The 18058-nt window shown below is 66.5% G+C and carries 19 protein-coding genes; 10 read left to right on the forward strand and 9 right to left on the reverse strand.

The window, feature by feature from the left end; genetic code table 11:
* The first annotated feature begins 88 nt into the window (after positions 1-88).
* Positions 89-733, forward strand: a complete 645-nt coding sequence (locus J2X45_RS04095; RefSeq protein WP_310212095.1) for an HD family hydrolase — start codon at positions 89-91, stop codon at positions 731-733.
* Positions 734-742: 9 nt separating this feature from the next.
* Complete coding sequence (locus J2X45_RS04100; RefSeq protein WP_310211572.1) at positions 743-1723, forward strand: NrtR DNA-binding winged helix domain-containing protein; 981 nt, start codon at positions 743-745, stop codon at positions 1721-1723.
* Here the strand turns inward: J2X45_RS04100 and J2X45_RS04105 are convergent.
* The 3 genes from J2X45_RS04105 to J2X45_RS04115 all read right to left on the reverse strand — a co-directional run bounded on the left by J2X45_RS04105 (position 1720) and on the right by J2X45_RS04115 (position 3672).
* Positions 1720-2631 (reverse strand): sterol desaturase family protein, encoded by a 912-nt coding sequence (locus tag J2X45_RS04105; protein WP_310211574.1) that lies wholly within the window; start codon positions 2629-2631, stop codon positions 1720-1722. The genes J2X45_RS04100 and J2X45_RS04105 overlap by 4 nt on opposite strands.
* The gene (locus tag J2X45_RS04110) at positions 2631-3014 is read right to left on the reverse strand and encodes a hypothetical protein (RefSeq protein WP_310211576.1); all 384 of its coding nucleotides are present in this window, start codon (positions 3012-3014) and stop codon (positions 2631-2633) included. Before J2X45_RS04110 ends, J2X45_RS04105 begins: the two co-directional genes overlap by 1 nt.
* A gap of 124 nt (positions 3015-3138) precedes the next feature.
* Positions 3139-3672 carry a porin family protein gene (locus J2X45_RS04115; RefSeq protein WP_310211579.1) on the reverse strand — a complete coding sequence of 178 codons (534 nt, stop codon included), beginning with the start codon at positions 3670-3672 and terminating at the stop codon, positions 3139-3141.
* A 238-nt stretch (positions 3673-3910) separates the two neighbouring features.
* Here J2X45_RS04115 and J2X45_RS04120 point away from each other — a divergent pair, with 238 nt between their 5' ends.
* The 6 genes from J2X45_RS04120 to recG all read left to right on the forward strand — a co-directional run bounded on the left by J2X45_RS04120 (position 3911) and on the right by recG (position 9812).
* Positions 3911-5026 carry a beta-ketoacyl-ACP synthase III gene (locus tag J2X45_RS04120; protein ID WP_310211582.1) on the forward strand — a complete coding sequence of 372 codons (1116 nt, stop codon included), beginning with the start codon at positions 3911-3913 and terminating at the stop codon, positions 5024-5026.
* 108 nt (positions 5027-5134) lie between these two features.
* Positions 5135-5920, forward strand: a complete 786-nt coding sequence (gene tcyJ, locus J2X45_RS04125) for a cystine ABC transporter substrate-binding protein (RefSeq protein ID WP_310211584.1) — start codon at positions 5135-5137, stop codon at positions 5918-5920.
* A 4-nt stretch (positions 5921-5924) separates the two neighbouring features.
* Positions 5925-6584: a cystine ABC transporter permease gene (gene tcyL / locus J2X45_RS04130; RefSeq protein ID WP_310211586.1), complete on the forward strand. Its 660-nt coding sequence runs from the start codon at positions 5925-5927 to the stop codon at positions 6582-6584.
* Positions 6581-7321, forward strand: coding sequence for an amino acid ABC transporter ATP-binding protein (locus J2X45_RS04135; RefSeq protein ID WP_310211588.1), 741 nt, complete (start codon positions 6581-6583; stop codon positions 7319-7321). Before tcyL ends, J2X45_RS04135 begins: the two co-directional genes overlap by 4 nt.
* A gap of 66 nt (positions 7322-7387) precedes the next feature.
* Positions 7388-7690: a hypothetical protein gene (locus J2X45_RS04140; RefSeq protein ID WP_310211590.1), complete on the forward strand. Its 303-nt coding sequence runs from the start codon at positions 7388-7390 to the stop codon at positions 7688-7690.
* Between the two features lie 40 nt (positions 7691-7730).
* Positions 7731-9812, forward strand: coding sequence for an ATP-dependent DNA helicase RecG (gene recG, locus J2X45_RS04145; RefSeq protein ID WP_310211592.1), 2082 nt, complete (start codon positions 7731-7733; stop codon positions 9810-9812).
* 9 nt (positions 9813-9821) lie between these two features.
* Here the strand turns inward: recG and J2X45_RS04150 are convergent, their stop codons facing one another.
* Positions 9822-10766 (reverse strand): DUF808 domain-containing protein, encoded by a 945-nt coding sequence (locus J2X45_RS04150; protein ID WP_310211594.1) that lies wholly within the window; start codon positions 10764-10766, stop codon positions 9822-9824.
* A 111-nt stretch (positions 10767-10877) separates the two neighbouring features.
* Between J2X45_RS04150 and J2X45_RS04155 the strand changes: the two genes are divergently transcribed.
* Together J2X45_RS04155 and J2X45_RS04160 are read left to right on the forward strand one after the other, a co-directional pair.
* Positions 10878-11846: a phosphotransferase family protein gene (locus tag J2X45_RS04155; RefSeq protein ID WP_310211596.1), complete on the forward strand. Its 969-nt coding sequence runs from the start codon at positions 10878-10880 to the stop codon at positions 11844-11846.
* Positions 11843-12223: a DUF6285 domain-containing protein gene (locus tag J2X45_RS04160; RefSeq protein WP_310211598.1), complete on the forward strand. Its 381-nt coding sequence runs from the start codon at positions 11843-11845 to the stop codon at positions 12221-12223. Before J2X45_RS04155 ends, J2X45_RS04160 begins: the two co-directional genes overlap by 4 nt.
* Here the strand turns inward: J2X45_RS04160 and J2X45_RS04165 are convergent.
* The 5 genes from J2X45_RS04165 to kdsA all read right to left on the reverse strand — a co-directional run bounded on the left by J2X45_RS04165 (position 12188) and on the right by kdsA (position 18022).
* On the reverse strand, positions 12188-13342 hold the full coding sequence (locus tag J2X45_RS04165; protein WP_310211600.1) for a DUF3089 domain-containing protein: 1155 nt from the start codon (positions 13340-13342) through the stop codon (positions 12188-12190). The two genes, J2X45_RS04160 and J2X45_RS04165, sit on opposite strands and share 36 nt — an antisense overlap.
* A 31-nt stretch (positions 13343-13373) precedes the next feature.
* On the reverse strand, positions 13374-14576 hold the full coding sequence (locus J2X45_RS04170) for an acetyl-CoA acetyltransferase (protein ID WP_299017382.1): 1203 nt from the start codon (positions 14574-14576) through the stop codon (positions 13374-13376).
* 10 nt (positions 14577-14586) lie between these two features.
* The gene (locus J2X45_RS04175; protein WP_310211602.1) at positions 14587-16053 is read right to left on the reverse strand and encodes a hydroxymethylglutaryl-CoA synthase family protein; all 1467 of its coding nucleotides are present in this window, start codon (positions 16051-16053) and stop codon (positions 14587-14589) included.
* 101 nt (positions 16054-16154) lie between these two features.
* Entirely contained in the window at positions 16155-17156 is a 1002-nt protein-coding gene (rfaD, locus tag J2X45_RS04180) for an ADP-glyceromanno-heptose 6-epimerase (RefSeq protein ID WP_310211604.1), read from the reverse strand.
* A 2-nt stretch (positions 17157-17158) separates the two neighbouring features.
* On the reverse strand, positions 17159-18022 hold the full coding sequence (kdsA, locus tag J2X45_RS04185; RefSeq protein ID WP_310211606.1) for a 3-deoxy-8-phosphooctulonate synthase: 864 nt from the start codon (positions 18020-18022) through the stop codon (positions 17159-17161).
* Positions 18023-18058 lie beyond the last annotated feature (36 nt).

The raw sequence follows: 18058 nt of genomic DNA on the forward strand, positions 1-18058 counted from the left end.
GGGCATTTCCACAGATGACCGCGACGCCCTCATTGATCTTTCGCAACCAATGCGCCAGTCAACCGACTTCATCGTGAGGAACGATCTCGTGGCCAAAGGGCTGCAAAGGGGCGGACCGCCCCGCGCGTGGCAAAGAATGCTCTCCGGACGTCGGCTCGACCTGCTCGATCCGTCGCCGATGGACATCGAAATCGAGGACATCGCCCATGGCTTGGCGCGCGTGGCGCGCTGGAACGGCCAAACCGTCGGCGAACACGGCTTCTCCGTCGCCCAGCACAGTCTGGTCGTCGAGGAGATCGCCGCGCACATCAAGCCCGACTTGGAACCGCGCTGGCGCCTGGCCGCACTGCTGCACGACGCCAGCGAGTATGTGATCGGCGACATGATCAGCCCGTTCAAGGCGGCGCTGGGCGTCAGCTACAAGGATTTCGAGACCCGGCTGGAGGACGCGATCCACATTCGCTTTGGTCTTCCGGTAAAGACCCCCGCGCCGATCAAGAAGCTGATCAAGCAGGCCGACCGCGCCTGCGCCTTCTTCGAGGCCACCCAGCTGGCGGGCTTCGAGCACGGCGAGTCGCTAGCCATCTTCGGCGCGCCGCCAGCCGGCTATGATCTGCAGATCACGCCGCTGGCGCCCTTCGAGGCCCAGACGCGCTATGTGCAGCGCTTCCACGTACTGTCGCGCGCGGCGGGCTATGAGTCCGCGCCCGACGCGGCGTTCGAAACCGAGTAGCGGGGTGCGATGAACACGGCGGTCGTCATCGGTCTGTCGGCGGTAGTCGTCGCGATCCGCGACGGCGAGGCCGTGGTCCTGACCGTGCGGCCGCACGACGCGGTCACCGACATCGCCTCGCCGCTCTCAGGCCTGCCGTTCGGCCCGTTCGATCCCGAGGCGCACCGCACCTTCGAGCTGGGCCTGAGGGCTTTCGTGACCCAGCAGACTCGCTTCCAGCTGGGCTATGTCGAGCAGCTCTACACCTTCGGCGACAAGGGCCGCGACGCGCCCCGCGCCGAGGTGGGGGCCGGCGCCGCGCGCGTTGTTTCAGTCGGCTATCTGGGCCTGACGCCCAAGGCGGTCGACACCGACGCCCCCGACACCGCCTGGGCCCCGTGGACCCAGTTCTTCCCCTGGGAGGACTGGCGCGCCGGCCGCCCCGCCCTGCTCGACGACGCCATCACGCCTGCGCTCAAACGCTGGGCCGCTGATGACGCAGGCAAGTGGTCCCGCGCCCGCCTGGCCTTCGCTCTGGACGGCGCGCCGTGGAACGAGGAGCGGGTGCTGGAGCGGTATGAGCTTCTCTATGAGGCGGGCCTCGCCCCCGAAGCCGCCCGCGACCGGGCCCGCGCCGACGGTCAGGACCCCGCCGAACCCGCCGCCCTGTCGGCGGCTCTCGGCGAACCGATGATCTCAGACCACCGGAGAATCCTGGCCACAGGCCTTTCGCGCCTGCGCGGCAAGATCAAGTATCGCCCGGTGGTGTTCGAGCTGACCCCCGAGGAGTTCACCCTCTCGACCCTGCAGCGCACGGTCGAGGCCATCGCCGGCGTACCCCTGCACAAGCAGAACTTCCGCCGCGTCGTTGAGCGTGAGGAACTGGTCGAGGGCCTGGGCCGGCTCGACGCTGAAACCGGTGGCCGTCCGGCCGAACTGTTCCGCTTCCGCCGCGAGATGCTGGCGACGCGGCAGGCGACGGGGCTGTCGCTTCCGCTGCTGCGAGACTAGCTCGCCTTTTCGGCTTCGACCCGCGCCCGCCACTTGGCCTTCAAAGTGTGCGAGGTGTCGCGCGAGCCGTCTGGGCTCCAGCCTGGCGAGCCGAACACATAGCCTAGCGCCTCCTTCGGCGACTTCGAGCCCGCGACGTCCTTGGCGATGCCGACCCACTCGTGGAAGACGTTGTGCAGCAGGTTGAAGTTCCCAAGGTTCTTCACCGTGCCATAGCGGCAAGGCTCCTCGTCGACCTCGGGGATGAAAGTGCCGAACATCCGGTCCCAAATGATCAGGATGCCGGCGTAGTTGGCGTCCAGATAGCGCGGGTTGCGGGCGTGGTGGACGCGGTGATGCGAGGGCGTATTGAACACCGCCTCGAACCAGCGCGGCATGCGCTTGACCGCTTCGGTGTGGATCCAGAACTGGTAGACGAGGCTGATCCCCTTCTGGATCGCCACCATGGCTGGCGGAAAGCCCAGGAACGATAGCGGCAGCCACAGCAGCCAGGTTCCGGCGACGCCGCCGGTCCAGGTCTGTCGCAGGGCGGTCGACAGGTTGTAGTGTGTTGAGGTGTGATGGTTCACATGGCTGGCCCACCAGAACCGCCGCTCGTGGGCGATGCGGTGGAACCAGTAGTAGGTCAGGTCCTCCAGGAAGAAGACGGCGACCCACGCCCAGACCGCCGTCATCGGGATCGTGAACAGCCGGTGCTGATAAACCCAGACCGTGGTGGCGAAGACCACGCCGCCGAACAGCGCGCCGGCGATCGTGCTGCCAAGGCCCATGCTGAGCGACATGGCCGTATCGCGCGTCTCGTAGTTCGCCTTGGCCTTGCCAAAGCGGCCCAGCAGGATTTCCAGGATGATGGCGAGCACGAAGAACGGTATCGCCAGCTGGACGGGGTCGAAGGGGGCTTTCAGCATCAGGCGAGCTCTTTCGGCGGCCAGACGTCGTCGTTGACGGCGAAGGTGGGACGGGCGTCGGAAACACGAACGGCCAGACGGCCGCCGGTCGGCTTCAGCGAAGCGACTTTGGTCCACGGAAGGTCCCGCGCGACATAGCCGTCGCCACGCCGATAGAGGATCAGCGCGAGGTCCGCGTCACGGGCGATCAAACCGGCGCCATCGGCGGCGATCCAGGTCGCCTTGGGACGATGATCTGGGAATTCGACATCGAGCAGCGCCTTGGCCGACTCGGCGTCAAGAGGGGGCGTTGGGCGAGCCACGCCCAGCCAACGAACGAACGCCACCAACAGCGTCACAGCGACGACAGAGCCGCCCAACTGAATCAACAGCGCCTTGTCCAAGACCGCCGCATCCCCCCGTAACTTATTGCCGTTCAGATTGACGACCGGGGAACCGTCGTCAAGCGCCCAAAGAGAATGGCGCGCCCGTAAGGACGCGCCACACTCAGGGTCGAGGGCCTGTCAACTAGAAGTGGCGGACGTAGCCAACCGACACGGTGTTCGAGCTCAGGTCGCTCTTGGTGTACTCCGACTTCGTCCAGTCGGCGCGAATGCCGTTCTTGCCGTCCAGCTTGTACTCGGCGCCGACGCCATAGTTCCAGCTGTCACGGCTGCCATCGAACTGCGTCGCCGCAGGATTGTTGGTGCTGAACTTGGTCGTGCCGTAACCGACGCGCGCCGTCAGGTCCAAGTTCGGATTCACGGGGAGGTAGCCCACGGCGTAACCCGCGACCTGATGCTCCATCTTCACTCGTGCAGGACCGCCCGGGGTGTAAATCTTGTCGCTATCGACGCCGCCGGCGACCTCGCCCTCGACGCCGAAATAAGGCGTAAGCTTGGCGCCGACGCGCCCCTGAATTGCGCCGGTGTCAGCGCCCTTGGTTCGAGTTTGACCATAGTTCAGCGAACCATAGATGTCCGGAGAGGTCTGGGCTTGGGCGAACATCGGGGCCGCGAGAACCGAACCAGCGACCAGGGTGGTAGCGATGAGAGTTTTCATTCTTATACTCCAATTCTACTCGTAGTCTTCAGCCCACTCAGCCATCCCCTGCTAGGAGCATAACGCGGCGACCATGCGGCGGTTCACGGCCCCGTTTGGGGCCATTGCGTGTCGATCGCCCGACCGCGGGTGGATGACGAGACCGCCAACCGTGCTATCTACGCGCTCAAACAAGCGTCAGAACGCAGACCCGACTCCCACCGGAGCGAGGTCCGCGCGCATCATCGGGACCGTCGTCTTGCCGCAAGCCGTCATCGCCGCCACGGGGCTGTACACCCCGCCTCACAGCATCTCGAACGCCGAGCTGGTCGAGGCCTTCAACACCTTCGTCGAGCGCTTCAACGCCGCCAACGCCGAGGCCATCGCGGCCGGCGACGTCGTGGCCCTCGCCCCATCCTCACCCGAATTCATCGAGAAGGCCTCGGGCATCAAGTCGCGCTTCGTCGTCAACAAGGACGGCATTGTCGACCCCGACCTGATGCGGCCGATCATCCCCGAACGCCCGAATGAAGAGATCTCGATCCTGGCCGAGATCGCTGTCGAGGCGGCCAAGCAGGCGATCGAACGCTGGGGCAAGCCCGTCTCGGAGATCGGCGCGGTGATCTGCGCGGCCTCGAACATGCAGCGCGCCTACCCGGCCATGGCGATCGAGGTGCAGCAGGCGCTCGGCATCGAGGGCTTCGCGTTCGACATGAACGTCGCCTGCTCCTCGGCGACCTTCGGCATCAAGACCGCCGCCGACTTTGTCACCAGCGGGAGCGCCAAGACGGTGCTGATGGTCAATCCCGAGATCTGCTCGGGTCACCTGAACTTCAAGGATCGCGATAGCCACTTCATCTTCGGCGACGTCGCCACGGCGGTAATCATCGAGGACGCCGACCAGGCGCAAGGCGGCTGGGAGATTGTGGGCACGCGCCTGAAGACCCAGTTCTCGAACAACATCCGCAACAACTTCGGCTTCTTGAACCGCGCTGCGCCGGAAGGGATCGGCGCCAAGGACAAGCTCTTCGTTCAGGAAGGCCGCAAGGTGTTCCGCGAGGTCGTGCCGATGGTTAGCGAGATGATCGTGCAGCACGCCCAGGACCTGGGCGTCGATCCTACGGGCCTCAAGCGTTTGTGGCTTCACCAGGCCAACATCAACATGAACGAAATGATCGGCCGCAAGGTGCTGGGTCGCGATCCCGCGCCGGGCGAGAACGTCATCATCCTGGACGAGTACGCCAACACGAGCTCGGCCGGCTCGATCATCGCCTTCCACTCGGCGAACGACGACTTCGCGCCAGGCGAGACCGGCCTGATCTGCAGCTTCGGCGCCGGCTATTCGGCGGGCACGGTCTTCGTCCGCAAGCGCTGATCCGGACCAGCGGGGGCGTAGGCGCCCCCCTTTCTCCAGATGCTGGCTAGCGGACCGCGCGCGCCTGTATAGAAATGCGCGACATTGTTTCGCCGTAAGGTCTATTCGATGCGATTCCCTGCCCGCCGCGCTGTGATCTCCGGCCTTGCCCTCGCCCTGCTCGCCGCATGCGGTAAGAAGACGGAGGCCGATATTGGGGGCTGGGATCGGATCAAGGCGTCGGGCAAGTTGCGTGTCGGCCTGGAAGGCACCTACCCGCCGTTCAATTTCCAGGACAAGGCGGGCCAACTCGCAGGCTTCGAGGTCGATTTCGCCAAGGCGCTGGCCGAGCAATTAGGCCTTGCGGTCGAGTTTAGCCCGGCGCCGTTCGCCGGGCTGTTGGGCTCATTGGAGTCGGGCCGCGTCGATGTGGTCATCAACCAGATCACCATCACCCCCGATCGTCAGGCCAAGTACGACTTCTCCGAGCCCTACACCGTCTCAGGCATTCAGATCATTGCGCTGAAGGGCAAGCCTGCGCCTAGCAAACCCGAAGACCTCGCAGGCAAGAAGGTCGGGGTGGGGCTAGGAACCAACTACGAGCAGTGGCTCCGCGCCAACGTGCCCAGCGCGGACGTGCGCAGCTATGAGGACGATCCCACCAAGTATCAGGACCTGCGCGCCGGCCGGATCGATGCGGTGCTGAACGATCGTCTGGTCGCCGCCGACTTCGTCAAGACCTCCCCCGAGTTCGTCGCCTCTGGACAGCCGTTCGCTGCGCAAGGCTCGGGCGTCGCCATGAAGAAGGATCCCGGCTTGAAGGTCGTGATCAACCAGGCCATCGACGCCCTGCGGGCTAACGGCAAACTCGCGGCGATCTCGCAGGCGTGGTTTGGCATGGACGTCACCCAATAGCGCCATGGACACCGGCCTCGACCTGCTGCGCCAGTCGGCCCCGCTCCTGCTGAAGGGCGCGGGCTATACGATCATCCTCAGCGTCATCGGGATGAGCCTTGGAGTGGCTATGGGCTTCGTCCTGGCCCTGATGCGCCTGTCGCGTTCGGCGCTGCTGCGATGGCCGGCCGCTGTCTATGTGTCGGCGTTTCGAGGCACGCCGCTGCTGGTCCAGCTGTTCCTGATCTACTACGGGCTGCCCGAGTTCGGGATCGAGATGCCGCCCCTCCTGGCGGCTGGTATCGGCTTTTCGCTGAACGTGGCGGCCTACAGTTGCGAGATCCTGCGCAGCGCGATCGCCGCCGTCGACAAGGGCCAGTGGGAGGCCGCCAGCGTACTGGGCATGAGCCGTGGCCAGGCCCTGCGCCGTGTGATCCTGCCCCAGGCGGCGCGAACCGCCGTCGCGCCGCTCTCGAACAGCTTCATAAGCCTGGTGAAGGACACCTCGCTGGCTGCGACCATCCAGGTGCCGGAACTGTTCCGCCAGGCCCAGCTGATCACCGCGCGGACCTACGAGATCTTCACCATGTATCTGGCTGCGGCGGCGATCTACTGGATCCTCTCCACGATCCTGGCCGCCGTCCAGACGCGCCTTGAGCGCCGTGCCGCAGAGGGCCGCCGATGAGCGCGATCGACGCCAAGTCCCTGAAGAAGAGCTTCGGCGACACGCCCGTCCTGGCGGGCGTGGACCTGGCTGTCGCGCCCGGCGAGGCGGTGGCGATTATTGGTCCCAGCGGCTCGGGCAAGAGCACCCTGCTCCGTTGCCTGGCCGGTCTTGAGCCTATCAACGACGGCGCCCTGACGATCGCAGGGGTGAACGCCGACACCAAAACGCCCCTGGCCAAGGCGCTGAACGGACGGGTCGGCTTCGTCTTCCAGAGCTTCAACCTGTTCCCGCACCGAACGGCTTTAGAGAACGTGATCGAAGGCCCGATCGTCGTTCGCAAGGAAGATCCAGCCAAGGCGCGCGCCAAGGGTTTGGCGTTGCTGGAAAAAGTCGGGCTTTCCGATCGCGTCGAGGCCTACCCCTCCGCCCTCTCCGGCGGCCAGCAGCAACGCTGCGCCATCGCTCGCGCCCTGGCGATGGACCCCGAGGTCATTCTGTTCGACGAGCCCACCTCCGCTCTGGACCCCGAACTGGTGGGCGAAGTCCTGGCTGTTATCAGGGACCTCGCCGCAGAGAAGCGCACGATGGTGATCGTCACCCATCAGATGGATTTCGCCCGCGACGTGGCCGAGCGGACGATTTTCATGGACGGCGGCGTGATCGTGGAGCAAGGACCGTCGCGTCAGCTCCTCGCCTCGCCGCGCGAAGAGCGGACCCGGCGGTTCCTGGCCAGATCGGGCGTCCTGCAGCCATAATTTGGCCCACGGGACGCTTCACGACCTGACCGCCGACGCCGGGTGGCTTTTTATGGCGAGGACAGCGTGAAGCCTTACATCGAACTCAAGGGCGCCTCGGGCGCCGTGTACCGCTATAAACTGGCCGAGAACGGCGAACCTGGGACAACGATCGCTGGGAATTTTGTCTATCTCGACGCCAAGGGCGCGGTGGTGTTCGCCGGTCAGGCCAACAATCTCGTGGACGCCAAGGCCCGCTGGTCGGAGGCCTACGCCCGTCATGGCGCTACGGGCCTGTACACCCGCCTCAACGTCTCGGGAGCCTCGCGCGCCGAGGAGTACTCCGATCTGGTGATCGCGCTTCAGCCTGTGATGAATCAGGCCGACTAGGCTCGCCCGCAAGGCGGTGGGGCGGCTAAGGTCGTGACGCATGCGCCCGGAGATTCTCTTCCCCCTGTTCACCTCAGTCTCCACGCTCAAAGGCGTGGGGCCGCGCGTCGCGCCGCTGGTTGAAAAGCTGGCCGGACCCATCGTTCGGGACGTGCTGTTCACCGCGCCGTCAGGGCTGATCCGGCGTATGACCACGACGGTTGACCAAGCGGTCGAAGACCAGGTCCAGACCTTCCTCGTCACCATCGACGGTCACCAGCCGCCGCATCGCCTGGGGCAGCCCTGGAAGATCCGGGCTTGGGACGGGACGGGATTCCTGACGCTGGTCTGGTTCAAGGGTCACGGGCCGCATCTAGAGCGCCAGCACCCTAAAGGGGCCCGCCGAGCCGTCAGCGGCAAGGTCGAGCGGCCTGAAGGCTTCGCCTCCGAACTGCAGATCGCCCACCCCGACTACATCGTCGCCGAGGAGAAGGCCGGCGATATTCCGTTCGTGGAAACGGTCTATCCCGCTACCCATGGATTGCCCTCGCGGACGTTTCGAAAGTTCGCGCTTGAGTCGTTGGAGCGCGCCCCCGCGCTGCCGGAATGGCAAGACGCCGCCTGGCGCGAGCGCGAAAAGCTCCCGACCTGGCGAGAGGCCCTGGCGGCGCTGCATGCGCCCGCAAGTGAAGCGGATCTATCGCCTCTTGCGTGTCCGCGCCGACGCTTGGCCTACGATGAGCTTCTGGCGCATCAACTGGCGCTGGCGCAGCGCAAGGCGACCCGCCGCGCGCACCCCGGCCCGCGTGTCCCGGCCGGCCCGCTTTCAGACGCGGCCGAGAAGGCCCTGCCCTTCAAGCTGACCGGCGCACAAATTCGCGCGCTCTCCGAAATACGGGGCGATCTTGCGTCCGGCGAGCGGATGAGCCGCTTGCTGCAGGGCGACGTCGGTTCCGGCAAGACAGTGGTCGCGATGCTGGCCATGGCCGACGCCGCCAGCGCGGGCCTGCAGTCGGCCTTGATGGCCCCGACCGAGATCCTGGCCCGGCAACACTTCGAGACCATCGCCGCGCCTCTTGAGGCCTTAGGCCTGTCGGTGATCCTGCTCACGGGACGCGACAAGGGCGCTGGTCGTGCGGCCAAGCTGGCGGGCCTCGCCGAGGGGACTCATCACATCGCCGTGGGCACTCACGCACTTTTCCAGGACGACGTCAAATTCCGCTCCCTAGCCCTGACCATCATCGACGAACAGCATCGTTTCGGCGTCAACGAGCGTCGCCGCCTACAGGAAAAGGGCGAAGGCGTGCATCTCTTGGCCATGTCGGCGACGCCCATTCCCCGGACGCTGGAACTGACCGTCTTTGGCGACCTCGACGTGTCCCGGATCGACGAGAAACCGCCGGGCCGCACGCCCGTCGCCACCCGCGCCGCGCCAACGCCGCGTGTGCCGGAGATCATCGAACGTCTGCGCGGCGCGATCGCCGGCGGCGCTCAGGCCTTCTGGATCTGCCCTCTGGTGTCAGAGTCAGACAAGGTCGACCTGCGCGCCGCCGAAGACCGCGCAGCCGATCTCGCGCGCCATCTGCCGGGCGTTGGCCTCGTCCATGGCCAGATGCCGCCCGCCGAGAAGGACGCAGTCATGCAGCGCTTCGTCGACGGCGAGGTCAGCGTGCTGGTCGCCACCACAGTGGTCGAGGTGGGCGTGAACGTGCCCAACGCCAGCATCATGGTCATCGAGCACGCCAACCGCTTTGGCCTGGCCCAGTTGCACCAACTGCGCGGGCGGGTGGGCCGGGGAACGCGCGAGAGCGCCTGCGTGCTGCTCTACGACCCGCCGCTGTCGGAGGTGGCCCAACAGCGCTTGGACATCCTTCGGCGCAGCGACGACGGCTTCGAGATCGCTGAGAAGGATCTTGAGCTTCGAGGCGGCGGCGACCCGCTCGGTCTGAAACAGAGCGGCTTCCCGGCCTATCGCTTGGCCGACCCTGTCGCGCACCGCGACCTGATCGCCGTCGCGGCCGACGACGCCCGCCTGATCCTGGCGCGCGACCCGGCGCTTACCTCGCCGCGCGGCCAAGCGCTGCGGATGCTGCAGGAACTCTTTGACTGGAAGCCGACATCGGCGCTGAACGAGGCGGGCTAGTCCCCGGGGTCAGTGCGCCGCCGCGCCCTTGCGGTGATGCCAGAGGTGCATGACCCCCGCCAGGACTCCGCCGATCGCCAGGCCGACAACCGCCGAGCCCAGAGCGAAAGCCAGCCAACCGGTCACAGGTCCCACAACCGGCGCCTGAGCCCCCCAACGTGAGAGGCCCTCAACCCAGTGGGGGATCGGCGTGAAGTGGAAGTGCTCGAGTCCGTGCACGATAATGCCACCGCCAACCCAGAGCATGGCCGCTGTTCCGATCACCGTGAGAGCCTCCATCGTCACCGGCATGGCCTTCACCAGACCTCTCCCGAAAGCCTGCGCGCGCATGTTCGGGCGGCGGGACAGGTGCAGGCCGATGTCGTCCATCTTCACGATCAACGCGACCGCGCCATAGACAACCACGGTCAGCAACACGCCCACCAAGGCCAGCGCGCCGGCCTGCAGCGGCAGGCTAAGGTGCGCGACCTCGGCCAAGGCGATCGCCATGATCTCGCCCGAGAGGATCAGGTCGGTGCGGATCGCGCCGTCGACCTTCTGCTTTTCGAGATCAGGACCGCTGAGCGCCAGCTCTTCGATCGCTTCGCCTTCGGCTTCGGGAGTGAACGCCTCCAGGACCTTCTCCGTCGCCTCGAAGGCGAGATAGGCGCCCCCGACCATCAGGATGGGCGTCACCGCCCAGGGCGCGAAGGCCGATAACAGGAGGGCCCCAGGCAGCAGGAAGATCAGCTTGTTGCGAAGCGAGCCCACCGCGATCTTCCAGACGATCGGCAGCTCCCGATCAGGCGTGAAGCCCATGGCGTAGCCGGGCGTCACCGCAGCGTCGTCGACGACCACGCCGACCGCCTTTGTCCCCGCCTTGCCCGCGGCGGCGCCGACGTCGTCGAGCGAAGCGGCGGCGAGCTTTGTGATGGCCGCGACGTCGTCGAGCAGCGCGGCAAGGCCGGAGGGCATGGGAGATCCTGTTTCAAGCGCGTGAGCGACCTGTGCGTAAGGCGCGCCGCGTTCGTCGTAAAGCGCGGAGGCTCTTGCGTGACGCAAGGTGAGGCCGGAAACCATCCGTCCATGGACGTCGCCACCGCTCTCGACCTGCTCGCTCCTCGCCTGTCGCCCGCAGCAACCGGCGTCGTCAATGCACGGCGCCTTTCGGGCGGGGCCAGTCTCGAAACCTGGGCTTTCGACTTGAGCGACGGCACGCCGCTGATCCTGCGTCGTCGCCCGGATGGCGCCCTGCCCCGTGAAACCGCCTTGCCCCTCGCGTCCGAAGCCGCCCTGATCCGCGCCGCTGGCGCCGCAGGCGCGCCGACCCCCGGCGTGGCCCACATCTGTGAGCCGGGCGACCGGTTGGGCGAAGCCTATGTGATGCATCGGCTCGAAGGCGAAACCCTGGGTCGCCGTATCGTCCGCGATGAGGCTTTCGCCGGAGTTCGTGCGGGGCTCGCCCGCCGCTGCGGCGAGGTGCTGGCCCAGATCCATGCCACGCCGGCCGATCAGCTGCCGCCGCTGGCGACTTCGGATGCGTGCGGCGAACTGGCCCGCTACGAGGGTGTCTATCGCGACCTTGGTGCGCAGCGGCCAATCCTGGAGGCCGCGTTCCGGTGGCTGGAGGCCATTGCGCCGTCGCCGCCCGAGCGGCCCGTACTGGTCCATGGCGACTTCCGAAACGGCAATCTGATGATCCATCCGGACCGAGGTCTCGTCGGCGTACTCGACTGGGAGCTGGCCCATCTAGGCGACCCGGCTGAGGACCTGGGATGGATTTGTGTCAACTCGTGGCGCTTTGGGGAATGGCGAAAGCCAGTCGGCGGCTTTGGTGACTACGCCGAACTGCTGGCGGGTTATGGCGGTGAGATCGCGCTAGACCGCGTCCGGTTCTGGCAGGCGCTGGGCTCACTGAAATGGGCGGTGATGTGCCTGATGATGTACCAGAGCTTCGCGACCGGCGCGGACACCTCGGTCGAGCGCGCCATGATCGGGCGGCGGACCAGCGAAGCCGAGATCGATCTGGTGACCCTGATGGAGAGCGCGGCGTGATCAGCCATCCGACCGCCGCCGAGCTAGAGCAAGCCGTCGCCGCTTTCGACGCCGAATCCGCCGCCCCAGGCGACGCACGCCACGTCTTTCTCGCCCGCGTGGCCGACAACGCTCGCGCGATCCTCGCGCGTGAGGCCGAGCAAGGTGGGCCGCTAGAGGCCGAGGCGACGGGACGGCTGACGGATCTCCTTGGCCAGACAGGCGACTTCCAGACGCTCAACCATCAGCTCTGCCTGGCGCTCAGAAGCGGGCGGCTATCCCCACAGGACCCGCGCGTTCTCGCCCATCTGAAGGCGACCGCGATCGGTCAGATCGCCATCGATCAACCGACCTACGGCGGGCTAGCCGCCCTGCTGGCCGGCGGCGACGGGGCCTAGTGGGCGACCTATCTTGGCCTCGGCTCGCATCACGGCATCAGCTTCGATGTCGGCATAGAATAGATTGAAGCCGTCGACCTTGCGCCGATCCGCCCAGGACCCCGTGTCGCGTAGCGCGTTCGACTTCGGCCGGCTGGTGCGCAGGAGTCCGTTTTCACACCGCGCGGAGACCTGGCGCTGCAAGAAAGCCGGACGGGCGCCCCAGTCCAGGCCGGTGGCGTTGGCCGCGCCCAGGTTCATGCGCGCCGGGGCGCGCTCGGTCGTGACAGCGCCCAGCAGCGGATTGAAGCACAGCGGCTGACGATGCTCGAGGTTCACCAGCTGGTCCGCGCCGTCCCAGACGAGAGAGCGTCCCGTCAGCTCCTGGGCGGCGCGGAAGTCACCTTCCTGGGCCGAAGCCCAGGCCGCCACGCAGCCGGTCTGTCCCCGCTTGAGACAGGCCCTCAGAGGGGCGTCGGCGCCGTATTCGTCGGCCGGCACGATGGTCTCGATCAGATAGGCCGCCACCAGACGGCGCTTGAGCTCGGGCTTGCCCGCGATCTCCTCGCGGAGCAGCCGCGCGACCATTGAGCCGCCCTGCTCGACCCCGACGATCACGAACGGACGATCCTGACCGTAACGCGCGGTATAGGCCCGGAAGGCCTGGAGCACGTCGCCATAGGCGAAACGGCGCGCGTCGCGAGCGTCGTCGCGCAGGGTCAGATAGGTATAGAGGCTGGCTTGGCGATATCGCGGCGCGAAGAGCCGCCCGACCCGCTCGAACGGCCCCGCATAGTTCGGCAGCACCACCCGCGAGAGGAAGCGCTGGGCCTTCGGCTGGTCGATGCCGCCATTCCAGTCGCGGCCGCCATCAAAGGTGGTGGGATGGACGAAGAACACATCGACAGGCGACGTATCTGCGCTCGGAGCTTCCGCCTTGGCCGGCAGCAGGGCCCAGGCCTCGCGCTTGCCATAGTCCGGCGCCGGCGGCGGCTTGTAGGTCAGAAACGGGATCTTGGGATCCAGCGCGTTGCTGAGGATGTCGTAGCGCCAGATGAAGGCGGCCGCGAGGATCAGCGCCAGAAACAGCGCCACCCCCGCGAAAATCCAGCGCTTGAAGCCTTGGAAAGATCCGCCCATGCGCTTGGGTTACACCAAGCCTTGGACGGCTTTAAGCCCCTTCCTGGCCGATGATGGCGACCGAGCAGACATTGCTGGCCGGCGCGCCACCCAGATTGTGAGTCATGCCAAACACCGGGTTGGCCAACTGCCGCTCGCCCGCGCGCCCTTGGAGCTGCAGGTACATCTCGTACAGCATCCGCAAGCCCGACGCGCCGATCGGGTGGCCGAAGCATTTGAGACCACCGTCGATCTGGCACGGAACGCCGCCGTCGGCGTCGTAGAAGCCATCCAGCACGTCGCGCCAGCCCTGGCCTTCCGGCGAAATGAACAGGTCCTCCATGGTCACCAGCTCGGTGACGGAGAAGCAGTCGTGCACCTCCATCATCGAGATCTGCTCGCGCGGACGCTCGATGCCGGCCTCCTTGTAGGCCTTGCCAGCGGCGATGCGGGCGGTGTGGAAGTGACTGCCGTCCCAGCCGTTGTACTGGCTCTCGTAGCCGTTGGAGACCGACAGCTGCAAGGCCTTGACGGTGACCAGGTCGTGCTTGCCGAGGGCGCGTGCGATCTCGGGCGTGGTGACGATGGCCGCCGCCGCGCCGTCCGAGACGCCGCAGCAGTCGAACAGGCCCAGCGGTTCGGCGATCAGCGGCGCGTTCAGCGCCTGCTCCTCTGTGATCGGCTTGCGCAGGTGGGCCTTGGGGTTCTTGGCGCCGTTGGCGTGACTCTTGACCGAAACGTGGGCGATGGCGCGCTTGAGGTCTTCCTTGGAAACCCCATGCTTCGCGCGGTAGGCGCTGGCCAGCTGCGCGAAGTTCCCGGGCGCCGACCCGTTTGGCATGACCTGCGGGCTTAGCGTGCCTGGGTTAGCAACCGGCAGACCACCGTACCCGGTGTCCTTCAGCTTCTCGACCCCGACGGCCAGGGCGATGTCGGCCGCGCCGGCCGCGACCGCGTAGACCGCGCCGCGGAAGGCTTCTGAACCGGAGGCGCAGAAGTTCTCGACGCGGGTGACGGCGATGTTGGGCAGACGCAGGGCGATCGACAGCGGCGTGCCGCCCTTCCCCGAGCCGATCTCGTCGATATGGGTGGAGAACCAGGCCGCATCCAACTGGGTCGGTTCGATGCCGGCGTCCTGCATGGCCTCCAAATAGGCCTCGACCATCAGGTCGTCAGGACCAGCGTCCCAGCGTTCGCCGAACTTGCTGCAGCCCATCCCGAGAATGGCGACCTTATCGCGGATACCTTGAGGCATGTCGGTCTCCCTATTCGGCGGCTTGCGAGGTTTGAGCGGCGATGGCGGCCCGGTCGGGCGTGGCCTTCCAGAAGTAGCGGACGAAGCCGCGCTTCTCGTCGACCTCCTTGATGCGGAACACCATCCGCACCGGCAGGCCGGTCTCGACGTCACCCGGCGAGACGTCGGTGATGTCCATCATGATCCGGCCACCGCCCTCGAAAACGACCATGCCATAGTGGTTCGGCGGGGCCATCGAAAAGGTCAGATAATCAGCCGAGTAGCTGAGAATGCTCGCGCGGCGTTCGGCGAACTTGTACGGCTCCTGGGTGTCGACGGCGGGATTGTTAGGGGCCACCGAAATGCGGGTGCGCGGGAACTGAATGACCCCCGTCTCGCGGCAGCGGCCGCCCACAAGGCCCAGGATCATGTCCTCATTGCGATAGAGGGTGGTCAGGGCCGTCTTGTTGTCCTTCTCGGCCCGCATGCCCTTGTCCCAGTCAACAAGGCCATTGAAGGTCAGGAACTTCAGATAGTTGGTCTCAACTTCTCGATCGGCGAGAGAACCGGTCACGCCCCGCGCAGGACGCGCGCCCTCGCCTGTGGCGCGAAACACCAGGGCCTCGGCCCCTTGGCCGAACTGGGCGACCAGGATGGTGTCCCCGGCCTTGGCCTGCTCCAACGCGTGGGCCAGCATGATCGGACCATGCGCGCAGCCCGCTTCACCCATGACGGCGGCGAGGTTGTCGCGGACGGCCTCCGGCCTGATCCCGACAGACTTCGCGACGGTGGCGGCCATGCCGGCGAATGTCGACGGGAAGCAGAAATGATCGATATCCGAAGCACTTAACCCCGAAACCTCAAGCGCCCTGCCGATCGCCGGCGGAACCAGTTTGACGATTCCCTCGTCGCGGATCCAGCGCTCTTCCCAGTAGTAGTCAAAGCCCCCGTCATCGCCCCGGAAGTGGTCGACGAAGTCGTCGGTGACGCTGCCGCGCCCCAGGAACTCGGCCGCGCCGGGACCATCCGAAATCACGAAGGCGGCTGCGCCGTCGCCGAAGTCCAGCTCTTGAGCCGAGACCGCACGGGCCTTGCGGTGCTCGCCCACCGCGACGAGAGAGGTTCCGCCCGCAGCCAGCGCCTGCCCCAGCGCCGTCAGCCCGCAACGCTGTGAGCCCGTCACGTCGCTGGCGGTGATCGACTTCTCAAGGGTCAGCGCCGCCGACACGATCCCCGCGTTCAGCCGGTCGGCGAACGGCGCGGTCGTCGAGGCGAAATAGAGGCTGTCGATCTGCGAGCGATCGTCTTCGGGACCAAGGGCGTCGCGCGCCGCCTCGACCGCCATGGTCAGGGCGTCCTCGTCCCAGTTGGCCATGGACCGCTCGCCCTTGCCCTTGGCCTTGAGGTTCGGCGCGACCCAAGCGTTGGCCTCGGTGACGGCCTTGCGGCTCAAACGCAATCGCGGCGCATAGGCGCCCCAGGCGGCGATGCCGACCATTTCTCGCTCCCTGCCTGCCGGGGCTCGACCCGACTTATCGGCGTTCAGCTTACGCTCGCGGAAATGGACGGCAACCGTGCCCCGACGTTAGCGGGGCGCGCCTAGCGGTAGGGATCGTCGGTGTTCAGATAGCCCGCCACATAGTCGGCCACACCGTCCTCCAGCGCCGTCATCGGGGCGTTGTAGCCAGCCGCGCGCAGGCGGCTCATGTCGGCCTGGGTGTAGTACTGGTACTTGCCTCGCAGCACCTCGGGCATGTCGATATAGGTGATATCGGGCTCGCGGCCCGCCGCCTCGAAGGTGGCCACGGCCAGATCCCGGAACGAGCGCGCCTTACCCGAACCGAGATTGAAGACGCCGTTGACGGCCGGGCTGTTGGCCAGCCAGCCGACCACGTCGACCACGTCGCGGACATAGACGAAATCGCGCAGCTGGCCGCCGTCCTGGTAGTCCGGGTGATGCGACTTGAAGAGCTTCACCCCTTCGCCCGCCGCGATGCGCGGCCAGATCTGGGCCACCACAGACTTCATGCCGCCCTTGTGGTCCTCGTTGGGGCCATAGACGTTGAAGAACTTCAGGCCCGCCCACTGGGCCGGCGCATGGCCACGTTGGGCCTCACGCACGGCATAGATGTCGAAGAGGGCCTTGGACCAACCATAGGCGTTCAAGGGCCGCAGGGCCCGCAGCGAGGCCAGATCGTCCTTGCCGTCGAAACCCAGGCCGCCGTCGCCATAGGTGGCGGCGGACGACGCGTAGAACAGGCGCTTGCCGTGCTGGGCGCACCAGTCCCACAGGTCGCGCGAAAGCACGAAGTTGGACTGCACGATCTTGTCGGCGTCGACTTCGGTGGTCGAAGAGACCGCGCCCATGTGGACCACCAGCTCGACCTCGGCGCCGCGCTTGGCGAGCCAGTCGAACAGCTGCTCGGGCGCGACGAAGTCGGCGATCGTATGCTTGGCGATGTTGCGCCACTTGCCGCTGGCCGCGTCGCGCAAGCGATCGCAGACGACAACATCCAGCGCCGGGTCTTCGCAGAGCCGCGCGACGATGTTCGAACCGATGAAACCGGCGCCGCCGGTGACCAGGACGATGCGGCGGCTCATGCTCAGGCGGCCTTGGTCAGGGCGTCGTAGCGCAGTAGGTTGGCGACCAGGGCCTCGAACTGGTTCATCGGCACCATGTTCGGACCGTCCGACGGCGCATTGTCGGGATCGGGATGGGTCTCGATGAAGACGCAGGCCACGCCCACCGCCACGGCGGCGCGGGCCAGGGTCGGCACAAACTCGCGCTGGCCGCCCGAGGACGTGCCCTGCCCGCCCGGCTGCTGGACGCTATGGGTGGCGTCGAACACCACGGGGCAGCCGATCTCCTTCATGATTGGCAAGCTGCGCATGTCGCTCACCAGGGTGTTGTAGCCGAACGAGGCGCCGCGCTCGCAGGCCATGACGTTGGGGTTGCCCGCACCCGTGACCTTGGCGATCACGTTCTTCATGTCCCAGGGGGCCAGGAACTGACCCTTCTTGATATTGATCGCGCGGCCGGTGTTGGCGGCGGCGACCAGCAGGTCGGTCTGGCGGCAAAGGAAGGCCGGGATTTGGATGACGTCGACGGCCTCGGCCACGATCGGACAGTGGCTGGTCTCGTGCACGTCGGTCAGGGTCGGCAGGCCGGTGACCTCGCGGATCTCCTGGAAGATCGCCAGGCTGTCCCTCAAGCCGATGCCGCGCTGGGCGTTAGCCGAGGTGCGATTGGCCTTGTCGTAGGAGGTCTTGTAGATCAGGCCGACCCCCAGACGGTCAGCCATCTCCTTCAGCGCGTGCGCCGTCTCCAGAGCGTGCTGGCGGCTCTCCATCTGGCAGGGGCCGGCGATGATCGACAGCTTTTCGCCGTTGCCGATGCGAACGGGCGCGCCGTTCGGCGTCTTGATCTCGACGACGGCGTTGGGGGCGACGGCTTTGGGCTGATCCACGGCGGCTATTCCAGCGTATTAGGGCTTCGGGCGCCC

Origin of the sequence: Caulobacter sp. BE264 (assembly GCF_031457805.1) — a bacterium.
In the GTDB taxonomy this organism is placed as follows: Bacteria; Pseudomonadota; Alphaproteobacteria; order Caulobacterales; family Caulobacteraceae; genus Caulobacter.

Excerpts from the sequence above, each read along its gene's own strand:
- rfaD (WP_310211604.1), bottom strand. The coding sequence starts at position 17,156 with ATGAGCCGCCGCATCGTCCTGGTCACCGGCGGCGCCGGTTTCATCGGT.
- J2X45_RS04115 (WP_310211579.1), bottom strand. The coding sequence starts at position 3,672 with ATGAAAACTCTCATCGCTACCACCCTGGTCGCTGGTTCGGTTCTCGCG.
- J2X45_RS04170 (WP_299017382.1), bottom strand. The coding sequence starts at position 14,576 with ATGCCTCAAGGTATCCGCGATAAGGTCGCCATTCTCGGGATGGGCTGC.
- J2X45_RS04155 (WP_310211596.1), top strand. The coding sequence starts at position 10,878 with ATGGACGTCGCCACCGCTCTCGACCTGCTCGCTCCTCGCCTGTCGCCC.
- tcyL (WP_310211586.1), top strand. The coding sequence starts at position 5,925 with ATGGACACCGGCCTCGACCTGCTGCGCCAGTCGGCCCCGCTCCTGCTG.
- recG (WP_310211592.1), top strand. The coding sequence starts at position 7,731 with ATGCGCCCGGAGATTCTCTTCCCCCTGTTCACCTCAGTCTCCACGCTC.
- J2X45_RS04175 (WP_310211602.1), bottom strand. The coding sequence starts at position 16,053 with ATGGTCGGCATCGCCGCCTGGGGCGCCTATGCGCCGCGATTGCGTTTG.
- J2X45_RS04100 (WP_310211572.1), top strand. The coding sequence starts at position 743 with ATGAACACGGCGGTCGTCATCGGTCTGTCGGCGGTAGTCGTCGCGATC.
- J2X45_RS04165 (WP_310211600.1), bottom strand. The coding sequence starts at position 13,342 with ATGGGCGGATCTTTCCAAGGCTTCAAGCGCTGGATTTTCGCGGGGGTG.
- J2X45_RS04105 (WP_310211574.1), bottom strand. The coding sequence starts at position 2,631 with ATGCTGAAAGCCCCCTTCGACCCCGTCCAGCTGGCGATACCGTTCTTC.
- J2X45_RS04150 (WP_310211594.1), bottom strand. The coding sequence starts at position 10,766 with ATGCCCTCCGGCCTTGCCGCGCTGCTCGACGACGTCGCGGCCATCACA.
- J2X45_RS04135 (WP_310211588.1), top strand. The coding sequence starts at position 6,581 with ATGAGCGCGATCGACGCCAAGTCCCTGAAGAAGAGCTTCGGCGACACG.
- tcyJ (WP_310211584.1), top strand. The coding sequence starts at position 5,135 with ATGCGATTCCCTGCCCGCCGCGCTGTGATCTCCGGCCTTGCCCTCGCC.